Origin of the sequence: Bifidobacterium anseris, assembly GCF_002860345.1 — a bacterium.
In the GTDB taxonomy this organism is placed as follows: domain Bacteria; phylum Actinomycetota; class Actinomycetes; order Actinomycetales; family Bifidobacteriaceae; genus Bifidobacterium; species Bifidobacterium anseris.
The window spans coordinates 484,152-498,510 of record NZ_NMYC01000005.1; the positions used below are offsets into that span (position 1 = coordinate 484,152).

A 14,359-nucleotide genomic window follows, 5' to 3' on the forward strand; every position below is an offset into this window, starting at 1 on the left:
TCAACTGCAAACGCAATCAAATCAACTCAAGACCACCGAAGAACACCGAAGAGAAAGCATCACCGATACCGATGAGTACCGCATCATTCATGGAACGACTCCAGCACGAAGCCCACGCCCTGATGTTCGCCGGGCAGTCCACGCCGTGGACGACGGCGCTCGCCGAGCTGATGGACGAGCCGATGACCGCCGACGCGCTCAGGGCGGCCGCGCGCCGCGCACACGATCTGCTCACGCCGGTCGCCGCGCAGCTGCTCGCGACGAGCGGACAAGATGTCGACCTGTTCGACTTCGACGCGAACCCGGCGACGCTCGGCGCGGCCGCGGACGCGACGGCGAGCATCGAAGGCATCGCGCTCGCCCAGCTCGGCGCCCTGATCGACCTCGAACAGCTCGGCTATGCGATCGCCGACGCGAAGCCGGTCGCGCTGCTCGGCCACTCGCAGGGCATCCTCGCCGTGCACATGGCGCAGGCGATCGCCGACGCCGGCTCGATCGAGGCGGCGCGCCCGCGCATCGACGAGATCCTCGCGATCGCCGCGTTGATCGGCGCCGCCGGCACGCGCGAGGCACGCGCACGACGCATTGTGCGCAAGTTCGGCGAGGCGACGCCGATGCTGTCGGTCAAGGGGATCCTGCCGGCGCAGGCGGACGCGTTGATCGCACGCGTCGCCGACGCGCTCGGCCCGATCAGCGTCGCCGTCATCAACTCGGCGAACCACGTCGTCCTCTCTGGTCACCCGCAGGACCTCGCCGCATTCGCCGACGAGGCGGCGCGCGAGCATCGCCGTCAGGCGCGGCTGCGCGCCGACAAGGTGCGCGGCGGCGACGTCTTCGACCCGGTGCTCGAATACCTCGAGGTGACGCTGCCGTTCCATTCGCCGCTGATGGCGCAGGCCGTCGAGACGACCGTCACATGGGCGGCCGTATGCGGCATCGACAAGGCACGCGCGCGCACGCTCGCCGAGGAGGTGCTCGTCAATCAGGTCGACTGGAACATGCAGATCGGCGAACTGCTCAAGGAACACGATCCGCGCACATTGTGGACGATCGACCTCGGGCCGGGTATGACGCTCGGCAAGCTGTGCGCGGCCGTCGCTGAAGGCACCGGCGTCGGCGTCGTCGAAGCGTCGGACGTCGCCTCGCGCGCGGCGCTCGCGACGGCCGTCGACGACCCGGCGCGCCTGCAGAACTGGACGAAGTATGCGCCGCGGCTCGTGCGCACGCCACAGGGTGAGCGTATTGAGACGGCGTTCACTCGGCTGACCGGCAAGCCGCCGGTGCTGCTCGCCGGCATGACACCGACGACCGTCGACCCCGAGATCGTCGCCGCGGCCGCGAACGCCGGATACTGGGCGGAGCTCGCCGGCGGCGGCCAGGTGACGGCCGAGGTCTTCGACCGTCATATGGCCGAACTCGGCGAACGGCTCGACGAGGGACGCACCGTCGAATTCAACGCGATGTTCATGGATCGCTATCTGTGGAACCTGCAGTTCGGCTCGTCGCGCATCGTGCCGAAGAAGCGCGCGTCCGGCGCGCCGATCGACGGCGTCGTCGTCTCTGCCGGCATTCCCGAACTCGACGAGGCGGTCGCGTTGGTCGCGTCGCTCAACGCCGACGGCTTCCCCTACGTATGCTTCAAGCCGGGCACCGTCGAGCAGATCCGCCAGGTTGTGCGCATCGCGAAGGCCGTCGTGCCGGCGAAGATCATCGTGCAGGTCGAAGGCGGCTCTGCGGGCGGCCACCACAGCTGGGAATCGCTTGACGACCTGCTGCTCGCCACCTACGCGCAGGTGCGCGGCCAGGACAACCTCGTGCTCGTCGTCGGCGGCGGCATCGGCACGCCCGAGCGCGGCGCCGACTACATCACCGGCGCATGGGCGACGCGCTACGGCCGCCCGGCGATGCCCGTCGACGGCGTGCTCGTCGGCACCGCCGTCATGACGGCGAAGGAGGCGCACACGTCGCCCGAGGTCAAGCGACTGCTCGTCGAGACGCCGGGCATCACGGCGGCCGACACCGATGCGGTCGACGTGTTCGCGCCGCTCGGCGAACAGTGGGTGCCGAGCGGCAAGGCCGTCGGCGGCGTGACGAGCGGCCTGAGCCATCTGCATGCTGACATCTACGAGCTCGAGAACGCCTCCGCGCGCTGCGGTCGCCTGCTTGTGCACATCATGAAGCACCCCGAGGAGCTCGAATCGCGCCGCGAGGAGATCATCGAAGCGCTCGACCAGACCGCGAAGCCGTACTTCGGCGACCTTGAGACGATGAGCTACGAGGATTGGGCTCGCCGATTCGCCGAACTCGCGTTCCCGTGGGCTGACGGCACATACGCCGACCGCTACCTGCATCTGCTGCAGCGCATCGAGGCGCGCGTCATCGACCTCGAACAGGGCGCGTTCACGCCGATGTTCACGCGCCGCGCCGACGTCGAAGCTGACCCCTTCGCCGCGCTCGCCGCGCTCGTCGAAGCCTATCCGGTGATGCAGGAACTCACGGTGACGCCGACCGATGAGGCGTGGTTCACCGAACTCGTGCGCGAATACCCCAAGCCGATGCCTTTCGTGCCGGCAATCGACCACGACCTGCTGCGCTGGTGGGGACAGGACCAGCTGTGGCAGTCCGAGGACCCGCGCTATCCGGCCGATTCGGTGCGCATCATCCCCGGCCCGATCTCGGTGGCCGGCATCACGACGGTCGACGAGCCGGTCGCCGACATCCTCGGCCGCTTCAACGACGCGATGACGGCGCGCGTGGCAGGCGAAACGGGTGCCGCGGATGTCGACGCGGCCGCCGCCGAGCGCTTCGCGCTGCTCGCCGGCGCCGACGACGCCGAGGACTTCATCCGCCGCAGTCCGAACCTCTCGTGGATCGGCCATCAGAGCGCCAATCCGGCCTACGGCACCGCGCGCGGCGACAAGACCTACGAATTGATTCATCTCGGCCGCGACGAGCAGGCCGGCGTCGAACAGTTCGACCTCGACATCCATCTCGACACGTTCTGGGACGACGAACCGGACGGCGGACTCGACAAGCATGCGGTGCGCGACATCGTCATCCCGCTCAACGTGCAGCTCGACGCGACCGGCATGATCCCGGTCGTCGACCGCGAGCGCCTGCCCGAACACGTCTACCGCATGCTCGCCGCGACGGCCGGTATCGGCAACACGGCGATCACCGGCGACCAGCTGACGGCGATGCCGACGATCGAAGCCGCCGACGCCGCGACGGACGGCGTGGACGAGACGGCCGCGCCCTTCGGCGTCGCGCACGCCGCATACACGCTGTCGGCGAATCTCGGCGCCGACCATGAGGCGGCCACCGGTGGGGCTCTGCCGGTCGACCTCGTGCCCGCGCCGATCGCGCCCGACGCGCTCGTCGGTCCCGCATGGCCGGCGATCTATGCGGCGCTCGGCTCGGTCAGCGTCGACGGATACCCGGTCATCGAAGGCCTGCTCAACGCCGTCCATCTCGACCATCTGATCGCGCTGGGCGTCGATGAGGAGACGCTGCTGGCGCACGTCGGAGAACAGGTGACGCTCACGAGCTGGGCAGAGCCGTACTTCGAATCGGCGTCAGGACGCGTCGTGACGATCCATGTGCGCCACACGGCCGCCGACGGCACCGTGCTCGCCGAAGAGAGCGAACGATTCGCGATCCGCGGCCGCGCCTACAGCGACGAACTGCCGGCGCCGGCCGCCGACGACGGCGGCCTCGACGCCCACGTCGTCGCGACGCCGCGCCGTCTGCTGCGCCGCGTCCACGTGCGCGCGCCGCACGAGATGACGGCGTTCGCGCGCACATCGGGCGATTTCAACCCGATCCACACGTCGCGCCGCGGCGCCGCGATCAGCGGACTGTCGCAGCCGCTCGTGCACGGCATGTGGCTGTCGGCGACGGCGCAGCACGCCGTGCAGTCGCTCGACGAACGCGGCGCGCACTACGAGATCGCCGGCTGGACCTACAACATGTACGGCATGGTGCAGCTCGACGACGACGTGGAGATCAGCGTCGAACGCGTCGGCCACGTCAGGCATGGCGGCCTCGCGCTCGAAGTGACGTGCCGCATCGACGGACAGCTCGTCAGCCGCGCGACAGCGGTCACGCGCGCGCCGATCAGCGCCTTCGTCTACCCCGGCCAGGGCATCCAAAGCCAGGGGATGGTGCTCGGCGAACGCATGAAGTCGCCGGCGGCACGCGACGTGTGGGAGCGCGCGGACAGGCTCACGCGCGATCGCCTCGGATTCTCGATCCTCGCCGTCGTGCGCGACAACCCGAAGGAGCTGACGGCGAACGGCGTCACCTACCGCCATCCGGAAGGTCTGCTCAACCTCACGCAGTTCACGCAGGTCGCGCTCGCGACCGTCGCGTTTGCGCAGACGGCGCGTATGCAGGAGGCAGGCGCCGACATCCGCCCGTCGTACTTCGCCGGCCATTCGCTCGGCGAATACAACGCGCTGAGCTCCTTCGCGCATGTCATCCCGCTGGAGACAGTGCTCGAACTCGTCTTCCACCGCGGCTCGACGATGCATCATCTCATCGACCGCGACGCGCAGGGCCGATCGAACTACCGCATGGGCGCGCTGCGTCCGAATCAGTTCGGCGTCGACGACGCGCACGTGCGCGAATATGTGGAGTCGGTCGCGCAGGCGAGCAGCGAGTTCCTCGAAATCGTCAATTACAATCTCGCCGGCCAGCAGTACGCGGTCGCCGGCACGATCGCCGGACTCAAGGCGCTCGCCGCCGACGCCGCGCGCCGCGTGGCGGAATTCGGCGGCAAGCCGGCGTTCATGCTCGTGCCGGGCATCGACGTGCCGTTCCATTCGTCGCTGCTGCGCAAGGGCGTGCCCGAGTTCCGCGACAAGCTCGATGCGCTGCTGCCGGCCGAAATCGACTACCGCGGCGCGCTCGAGGGACTGTACATCCCGAACCTCGTGGCCGCGCCGTTCGCGATGACGAAGGAGTTCGCGCAGCGGATCCTCGACGTCGTGCCGAGCGAACGCATCGCCGCCGCGCTCGCCGACGACGCTGTCTGGGACTCCTACGCCGCCGACGACCAGAAACTCGGACGACTGCTGCTCACCGAGCTGCTGTCGTGGCAGTTCGCGTCGCCGGTGCGCTGGATCGAAACGCAAGCGCTGCTGTTCGGTGCACGCGAACAGGGCGGACTCGGCGTCGAGGAATACGTCGAAGTCGGCCTCGGCAACGCGCCGACGCTCGCGAATCTCGCCGCCAAGACGCTCCGTCTGCCGCAGTTCGCGCGCCGGCAGGTCGCCGTGTACAACGTCGGCCGCGACGAAGGCCGCGTCTACATGACCGATGCGGATCCGCTCGTCGAGGACGCCGACATCGAGGAGACGACGACCGAAAGCGCACCGGCCGCGGCCGCCCCGGCGGCGCCGCAGTCCGTCGCACCGGCCGCCGCGGTGCCCGAAGTGCCGGTCGCGCCGGCGGCGGGCGTCTCCGGAGCAGACGTGCCGGACCTCGCGTTCCGCGCGCACGACGGCATCACGATGCTGCTCGCGTACGCCGCGAAGATCCGCCCCGAGCAGATCGGCGACGACGACACGACCGACACGTTGACGAACGGCGTCTCGTCGCGCCGCAACCAGCTGCTGATGGACATCAGCGCCGAACTCGGCGTCGCGAGCGTCGACGGCGCCGCCGAAGCGTCGATCCGCGACCTCGGCGCGCTCGTTGACAAGGTCGCGCCGAACTACAAGGCCTTCGGCCCCGTGCTCTCCGACATCGTGCGCGACCGCGTGCGCGCGCTCTTCGGCGCCGCCGGCGTCAAGCCCGCGCAGATCGAACGCCGCGTGCACGAGACGTGGGGACTGGGCGACGGATGGGCGAAGCACGTCGTCGCTGCGCTCACGCTCGGCTCGCGCGACGGCGCCTCCGCACGCGGCGGCGACCTGACGACGCTCGCCGCGACGACGGCCGCGAACGCCGCCGACGCGAACACGATGATCGACGCGGCCGTGCAGGCCGTCGCCGCCGCGCACGGCGTGCAGGTGGCGACGCCGAGCGCCGGCGCGGCCGCGGGCGGCGTCGTCGACTCGGCCGCGCTCGACGCTTACGCGCAGTCGGTCACCGGCTCCGACGGCGTGCTCGCCGCGACGGCCAGATTCGTTCTCGGACAGCTCGGCGTCGACGTGCCGGCGCCGCTGGGCGACGACGACGCCGAGCAGGCGGCCGTCGTCGCCGCCGTCGAAGCCGAACTCGGCTCCGACTGGCCCAAGCAGGTCGCGCCGCGCTTCGACGCGCGCCAGGCGATCCTCTTCGACGACCGCTGGGCGTCGGCACGCGAAGACCTCGCGCGCGGTTACTACAACGGCGACATGGACGCAATCGCTGGTGACTTCACGGCGGCCGGCGACGCCGTCGCCAAGCAGGCGGCATGGTACGCCGCGCACAGCGACGACGCTGCGCTCGCCGCACGCTACGCAGCGATCGCCGAGCAGGCGGCGGCCGACACGACCGAGGCCACGCTCGACTACGACGGTCAGGTGGCCGTCGTCACCGGCGTCGCGCCGAACTCGATCGCCGCGCAGATCGTCGGCGGACTGCTCGCTGGCGGCGCGACCGTCATCGCGACGTCGCACAGCTTCAAGCCGTCCGTCAAGACGTGGGCGCAGCGCAGCTACCGCGAACACGCGCGCGGCGACGCGAAACTGTGGCTCGTGCCGGCGAATCTGTCGTCGTATCGCGATGTGGACGCGCTTGTGGACTGGGTCGGCCATCAGCAGAAGAAGACGAACGGCGCGACGACGACGGTGCTCAAGCCGGCCTACGAGCCGGACCTGTTCTTCCCGTTCGCCGCACCGCCGGTGCACGGTTCGCTCGCCGACTCCGGCGCGCTCTTCGAATCGCAGGCGCGCCTGATGCTGTGGGGCGTCGAACGCGCGATCGGCGGATTCGCGGCTCTCGGCGCCGACACGGACGTGCGCCACAAACTGCACGTCGTGCTGCCCGGCTCACCGAACCGCGGCGTTTTCGGCGGCGACGGCGCATACGGCGAAGTCAAGTCGGCCTTCGACGCAATCGTCAACCGTGCGCGCGCCGAACGCGCATGGTCGCAGCGCGTCACCTTCGCGCATCCGAAGATCGGATGGGTGCGCGGCACCGGGCTCATGGGAGGCAACGACCCGCTCGTCGCCGTCGTCGAACGCCACGGCTTGACGACGTACTCGACCGAGCAGATCGCCGCCGAACTGCTCAAGCTGACGACGGACGAGGCGCGCGCGCAGGCCGCGCTCGCGCCGCTCGACGTCGACCTGACCGGCGGCCTCGGCGCCGAGCCGATCGACATCAAGGCTCTGCGCGCCGAAGCGCTCGCAGACGCTGCGCTCGACGCGGCGGAAACGGAGGCCAACGCCACCACCGACGACGTGCAGGTCAAGGCGCTGCCGAGCCCGCACGTGCCGAAGCAGGCTGCAGTCGACCTCGCCGACTGGGAACGTGTGAGCGCACGGCCGGAGGATGAAATCGTCATCGTCTCGATCGGTGAACTCGGCCCCTGGGGGTCGGGACGCACGCGTGCCGAAGCCGAGCTTGGCATCCACGCGGACGGCGACGTCGACCTCTCCGCCGGTGCCGTGCTCGAACTCGCATGGAACATGGGACTGCTCAGCTGGGCGGACTCGCCCAAGCCGGGCTGGTACGACGCCGACGGCAACCTCGTTCCCGAATCCGACATCGCCGAACGCTACCACGACGAGGTCGTCGCCAAATCAGGCGTGCGCCCCTTCGCGCTCGGCATGGGCTCCGACTACCGCGACGGCACCGACGAGGAGGAGGCCGAAGTCTATCTCGACCACGACGTGACCTTCAGCGTGCCGACGCGCGCGATCGCCGACGAATACATCGCAATGGACGCCGAGCACACGTCAATCATGCCCGACGACGACAGCGGCGAATGGATCGTGACGCGCCACGCCGGGTCGATGATCCGCGTGCCGCGGCGCGCGACGATGACGCGCACCGTCGGCGGTCAGTTCCCGGACGGCTTCGACCCGACGAAGTGGGGCATCCCCGCCTCGATGGTCGGCGACGTCGACCCGATCGCACTGTGGAACATCGTGACGACCGTCGACGCATACCTGTCCGCCGGCTTCACGCCGACCGAGATTCTGCAGGCCGTGCATCCGTCGATGGTCGCGAGCACGCAGGGCACCGGCTTCGGCGGCATGGCCTCGATGCGCAAGCTGTACCTCGACCGCTTCCTCGGTCACGAAATCCCGACCGACATCCTGCAGGAGGCACTTCCGAACGTCGTCGCCGCGCACGTCATGCAAAGCTACATCGGCGGCTACGGCAACATGGTGCAGCCGGTGTCCGCATGCGCGACGGCCGCCGTCTCGCTCGAAGAAGGCGCCGACAAAATCGCGCTCGGCAAGGCCGACTTCGTCGTCACCGGCGCCATCGACGACATCGGCGTCGAATCGGTTATCGGATTCGGCAACATGAACGCGACCGCGAACTCGCAGGAGATGTACGACAAGGGCATCGAAGCGCGGTTCTTCTCACGCGCGAATGACCGCCGCCGCGGAGGCTTCGTCGAATCGCAGGGCGGCGGCACCGTGCTGCTCACTCGCGGCGACATCGCGCTGCGCCTCGGCCTTCCGGTCGCCGGCGTCATCGGCTTCGTGCACTCCTACGCCGACGGCGCACACATGTCGATCCCGGCGCCCGGCCTCGGCGCACTCGCCGCGGGGCTCGGCGGCCGCTCGTCGAAGCTCGTGCGCGACCTCGCGGCGCTCGGCGTCACGCCGGACGACATCGCCGTGGTCTCGAAACACGACACGTCGACGAACGCGAACGATCCGAACGAATCGGAACTGCACAACACGCTCGCCCACGCAATCGGACGCGCCGACGGCAACCCGCTGTTCGTGATTTCGCAGAAGTCGCTCACCGGACATGCGAAAGGCGGCGCGTGCGTGTTCCAGATCAACGGCATCACGCAGCTGTTCCGCTCCGGCATCGTGCCGGCGAATGCGGCGCTCGAATGCGTCGACCCGAAGCTCGCGCGCGACGACTACATGGTGTGGCTGCGCCGGCCGCTCGCAATCGGCACGCGGCGGACGGTGAAGGCGGCGCTCGCGACATCGCTCGGCTTCGGTCACGTCTCCGGATTCGCGGCGATCGTGCATCCGGGCGCCTTCGAGGCGGCCGTCGAACATGCGCACGGCGCCGAAGCGCTCGCCGAGTGGCGTGCGCGGGCGAACGGGCGGCTCGCGGCCGGACGACGCAGGTTCGAGGAAGGCATGATGGGTCGTGCGGCGCTCTACGAGCCGGTCGACAACCGCCGATTCCACGAGGACGGACGCGGCTACGACGCGCACGAGGTCGAGAAGGCGATGCTGCTCGATCCGGATGCGCGACTCGGCGCGGACGGGTTCTTCGCGGCGTGCGCTCGCTGAGATTTGTGCGGGCGTTGTGTGGGGCGCGTTGGATGGCGTATGCGTAAGGCATACGGCGTTCGGCGCGCCCTGCGCGCGTTTTTGCGGAGGGTGCGCGTGTCGGTTGCGTTGCGCCGTGGGAGGACACGGGTGCGGCGGTTATCGTGGGGTGACGGCAGACGTTGATGTAGGGAGGTTGCGGCGATGACGATGCTCGGTGTCGGACATGATGTGGTGGACGTGCGCGCGTTCGAGGAGCAGCTCGAGGTGCCCGGGTCGCATATGCGCGCGCTGTTCTCGGCGCGCGAACTGCGGCAGGCGCGGCTGCGCGCCGAGCAGAAGCACGACGGGCAGGCCGTGCACCTCGCCGGGCGGTGGGCGGCCAAGGAATCGGTCATCAAGGCGTGGTGCGAGGCGCTCGGGACGGCGACGAGCCCCTACACGCTCGACGATACGCCGTGGGCGGCCATCGAGGTGCTCAGCGAGGCCGACGGCTGCCCGCGCATCGTGCTTGGCGGCGATGTGGAAAGCCGACTGCGCAAATCGGTCGGTGCACACGTGTTCAGCGACGCCGAGCCGGAGCCGGATCTGCATTGGTTCGTGTCGATCTCTCACGACGGCGGGATCGCTTCGGCCGTCGTCATGCTCTGCGCGCAGTAGGGAGGTCGCGCGGGCTGGTCTGTGTGGGTTGTGCGGCTGCGGATTTGCGGTTGGCACGGCGTTGTGTATAATGGCACACGTTGTCCGGAACGCTGTTCCAGACGGCACGCGGATGTAGCTCAATGGTAGAGCCTCAGTCTTCCAAACTGATTACGCGGGTTCGATTCCCGTCATCCGCTCCATCAGAAAGGCCGTGGATTCCAACGAATCCGCGGCCTTTCGCATATCGTTGGCGGGGGTGAGAAGGTACAAGAGCGGGTTAAAGGACAAAATGTGGGTCTAATGGGGTGTGTCATGTTCGTCCGGCCCAGCCTGTTCTGATGCCGAATCCGTTTTCGTATGCGTCCACGCCGGGTGCGGGGCGTTGCACGTCGGTGAGGGATCCCTCCTTCGGCCCCGGCGTGGCGGCCCTCTTGCGCATCGGATGGTTGCATATCGGGCATAGCCGCGCCCTTGCCGACTCTCTCCTGACCATGCACCAGCAGTAGCAGAAAACACCACGATGTCAAACTGGACCGCCGATTAGGCCCGGAAACCCTAATCACACCACGACACGCCAACCACCGGAAGGCCCGACGCCACTCATAAGACCCACATTCTGTCCTTTAACTCACAAGAGCGGTACAGGGGAGGCTGACTGCCCGTAGCGATTCCGTTGCGGGTTGGTTCGTCGATGAGGTCAACGGTTCGGGACGGAATGGAGCCTGTTAGCGGGGCGGTTCGTCGCCGTGGTCGACCGGTTGTATCGGAAACAGGCCTGCTTGCGGGTCGGTTCGTCGATGGGGGCGACGGAATGGGTCAGAACAGGGTTGGCGGGTGGTTGGTGGCGTCGAGGAAACGGATCAGATCGTCATAGTTGATCGCCATCGTCTTCGTATTCGTCAGTGGGTGCACGAGTAGACGCTTGCCGATGAGCGTGCGGTCGATGAGGACGGTCACCGCGTGGTCGGCGTCGTTGATGACGGCGAGCGGCGTGACGCTGTCAGGTTCGAGTCCAAGCGTGTCATGCAGTTGTTCGGCGTTTGCGAAACTCAGTCGCCCGCTGCGCAGGATGCGTGCGAGCTCCTTGAGATCGGCGCGTTTGCTCTCGTCGAGCATGGCGAGATAGTAGTCGTCGCGCGAGTTGCGCAACAACAGGTTCTTGACGCCGACGCCATCGATGAGCGTTTTGACGAACTGTGCGGCCTCGACCGTCGTCACCGGATCATGCTCGACCTCGTCGGTGTCGATGTGCAGGGCGGCGAGCGTGTGATACAACGTCTGCATACCGCGGATGCTACACCGCGACCTCTGACGAGACCGCTCAGCGGGTTGGTTCGTCGATGTGGCTGACGAAGTGGGACGGAAAGAGGCCGGTGAGCGGGTCGGTTCGTCGGCGTGGTCGACGGAATGGGACGTTGCGCGTCGACTGGTCGCCGTGGTCGACGGTTCAGCCTGGGACGGTAGGGCGCGGTTCGTATGCTGAAGCTGGCAGGCGTATATGCGTAACACGCGTCACACGTGCGGATCCGCGTCGGGTGCGCAACACGCGTCACGCATACGCAGCATACGCATAACAGGACGGCGCGCGTTTCGGGCGCGGGCATCGTAAGGGAGGTCACCGATGGCGGACGCCGACGAACGTGAGGTCGCGAAGCTCGAGGCCGAGCCGCGCCCGACACCCACCGAGCCGGAAAGCGGTCAGGAGATGGAGGAGAACCTCGTCTCGAAGCACCCCGAGGCCACGATCCCCGAATCGGACGTGTCGCTTGCCGACATCGAACGCAGCCGCTCGCATCCGGTGCGCTGGGCACTCGGCTGCATCCTCGTACTCGCCGCGCTCGTGTTCCCGTATTGGGCCGGCCGTTCGCTCGCGGTGCGGCACACGGCGCAGATCGTGCACCGTTTCGCGAACGTCGACCCGCGCGGCATCGCGCTTGTGGCCTGGGCGGTCACCGTATTCGCGTTCGTCTCACTCGCGATGATGATTGTCGACCGACGCAAGATCCCGTGGTTCACGTCTTTCCTCGTCTTCCTGTGCGCCGAACAGTTCATTTCGGGCGTGTCGCTGCTCAGGTTCGATTTCTGGCATTCGACCTACGTCATGTACGGCGACTCCGCGCGCATCGCGAACGCCGCGAACCTCGGTATCATCGCCGCGTCGCTTGCGCTCGCCGTCTTCGCCGTCGTCTGGGTGGGGCTGCTCGTCATCATCAGGAAGGATTCGCCGCTCAACGTGCTCACGCATGTGTGGACGTCGCTGCTGCTGTGGTTCGTCTTCGAAGTGGTCGCGCTGCTCATCGTGATGTTCGGCGGCATGCTGACGATCGTCTGACCACAATCAGTCATCCGCATAAGCAAAAACGGCCGTCCCCGCCGCACATGGCGGAGACGGCCGTTTTTTTCGCACGTGCGACTGCGTGAACGCTCAGTTCAGCGCAGGCCGATGCGCTCGAGGTTCTCCTTGACGTGCGCGCAGCTCGCGTGGAACTCGGCGAGCTCGGCGTCCGACAGATCGAAGTGCATGACCTCCTCGACGCCGTCGGCGCCGACGACGCACGGCAGTGACGTGAAGAATCCCTCCTCGCCGTAGTCGCCGGTCATCAGCGTCGAGCACGGCGTGATGTAATGCTCGTTTGAGACGACGGCGCGCACGAGGCGGCATGCGGCGTCGGCGACGGCGAACTCGGTGCAGTGCTTGCCGGCGTAGGTCACGTAGCCGCCGTGTCGCGCCTCCTCCTCGACCTCGGCCTCGTCGAAGCCGAAGCGTTCCGGCTGCTCGCTCCTGAGCTGCGCGAGCGGCTTGCCGCCGAAGTTGACGGCGCTCCACGCGGCGAACATGCTGCTGCCGTGTTCGCCGAGCATGTACGCGCAGATCGAATGCTGGTCGTAGCCGGTCGCGCGCGACAGCGCGTACTTGAGGCGGCTCGAGTCGAGCGCAGTGCCGGTGCCGATGACGCGGCGCGGGTCGATGCCGGAGAGTTTCCAGATTTCGGTGGCGACGACGTCGCAGGGATTCGCGATGCTCACCCAGACGCCGTCGAATCCGGCATCGGCGATCGGCTTGATGAACTTCTTCGCCGTGTCGGTCGTGTAGAACAGTTCGCCGTCGCGATCCTTGCTTGCGAGGCTGACCTTGCCGGCGGCGTTGACGATGACGTCGCATTCGGCGAGCCGACCGTAGTCCTCGCCGCAGTTGACGAGCGCGACGTTGTGAGGGCAGAACGCGAGCGAATCGCCGAGGTCCTGCACTTCCGCCGCGAGCTTGGCGCTGTGGTCCTCGTCGCCGGAGCACTGCTCCGTCATGTACAGTTCGTCGGCGATGCCCTGCAGCACGAGGTTGTTCGCGACGTGCGCGCCCACATGTCCCATGCCGATGATGCCGACCTTCGTGACTGTGCCCATATGTGCTACCTCCCTGATGCTCGCGTCTGCGTTCTCTATGTTGTTCTGTGTTCGCTGAACGGCGATGATGTTCGCTGAACATTGTCGGACGCGGCTGTTGCGCCGTCGTTGATAGGACGCCGCGCTTCCACCTTGGGCGAACAAAAGGGTCACATCGTGGACGTTGGCATGGGCTTGGCGATTGATTGCGCGCCGTCGTGGGTCGTGTGTATAGTGGCCGATTGGCGTGTTTCGCCCGCGGATGGAGAGCGCACCGGCATCGGGCCGGCAGCACCGCGCAGTCTACAAGGAGGATGCCGTGGCACTGACGGCTGAAGAAAAGCAGGACATCATCGCTAAGTACGCTACCCATGAAGGTGACACCGGCTCCCCGGAGGTCCAGGTCGCGCTGCTCACCAAGCGCATCGCCGATCTGACCGAGCACCTCAAGGAGCACAAGCACGATCACCACTCCCGTCGTGGTCTGCTGCTCATGGTCGGCGACCGTCGCCGTCTGCTCGACTATCTGAAGAACGTGGACATCAACCGTTATCGTTCGCTCATCGAACGTCTGGGTCTGCGCCGATAATCCAAACGTCCGCCCGAGTCCGGCCCAAGGTCGGCTCGGGTTTTTTGATGCCGCGTGCGACGGGAGCCGAAGAGGTCGCGCGACGATATAGCCGGCGGCATAGAGGGATGAGCACAGGCCGGCGGTATTACAATGAGACACTGGCGGAACCAAGGCCGGGAGAGGCTCGGGTTCCAGAACACAAGAGGCCCGGGGGATTCATCAGGCTGATGGATCGCGGGCGCGTGGGGCGAAACACCCGCGAACAACATAATCAAGCACGGCCACGGGAAGTCATCCGTGGCCCGACGAGGATGTTTGCAGAACAGTAGCAACAGCAACAACAGAAAAAAGGAGGAACCCT

General features: G+C 67.5%; 6 protein-coding genes and 1 tRNA gene. 5 read left to right on the forward strand and 2 right to left on the reverse strand.

What is annotated here, in order from left to right; all coding sequences use genetic code 11:
- Positions 1–71 precede the first annotated feature (71 nt).
- The 3 genes from CGZ88_RS07115 (at position 72) to CGZ88_RS07125 (ending at position 10,246) form a co-directional block, all read left to right on the forward strand.
- A complete protein-coding gene (locus CGZ88_RS07115; protein WP_101671464.1) occupies positions 72–9,425 on the forward strand; it encodes a type I polyketide synthase in 9,354 nt (3,117 codons plus the stop codon).
- 189 nt (positions 9,426–9,614) lie between these two features.
- Complete coding sequence (locus CGZ88_RS07120) at positions 9,615–10,064, forward strand: holo-ACP synthase (protein WP_101671600.1); 450 nt, start codon at positions 9,615–9,617, stop codon at positions 10,062–10,064.
- A 108-nt stretch (positions 10,065–10,172) separates the two neighbouring features.
- Positions 10,173–10,246 (forward strand) — tRNA-Gly (locus tag CGZ88_RS07125).
- A gap of 616 nt (positions 10,247–10,862) precedes the next feature.
- Here CGZ88_RS07125 and CGZ88_RS07130 read toward each other — a convergent pair.
- Positions 10,863–11,330 carry a prolyl-tRNA synthetase associated domain-containing protein gene (locus tag CGZ88_RS07130; RefSeq protein WP_101671465.1) on the reverse strand — a complete coding sequence of 156 codons (468 nt, stop codon included), beginning with the start codon at positions 11,328–11,330 and terminating at the stop codon, positions 10,863–10,865.
- Positions 11,331–11,667: 337 nt separating this feature from the next.
- Here CGZ88_RS07130 and CGZ88_RS07135 point away from each other — a divergent pair, with 337 nt between their 5' ends.
- The gene (locus CGZ88_RS07135; protein WP_026645531.1) at positions 11,668–12,378 is read left to right on the forward strand and encodes a hypothetical protein; all 711 of its coding nucleotides are present in this window, start codon (positions 11,668–11,670) and stop codon (positions 12,376–12,378) included.
- Between the two features lie 98 nt (positions 12,379–12,476).
- Here CGZ88_RS07135 and CGZ88_RS07140 read toward each other — a convergent pair whose 3' ends face one another.
- Complete coding sequence (locus CGZ88_RS07140) at positions 12,477–13,448, reverse strand: lactate/malate family dehydrogenase (protein WP_101671466.1); 972 nt, start codon at positions 13,446–13,448, stop codon at positions 12,477–12,479.
- A gap of 298 nt (positions 13,449–13,746) precedes the next feature.
- Here CGZ88_RS07140 and rpsO point away from each other — a divergent pair, with 298 nt between their 5' ends.
- Positions 13,747–14,016, forward strand: a complete 270-nt coding sequence (gene rpsO, locus CGZ88_RS07145; RefSeq protein ID WP_095612601.1) for a 30S ribosomal protein S15 — start codon at positions 13,747–13,749, stop codon at positions 14,014–14,016.
- Positions 14,017–14,359 lie beyond the last annotated feature (343 nt).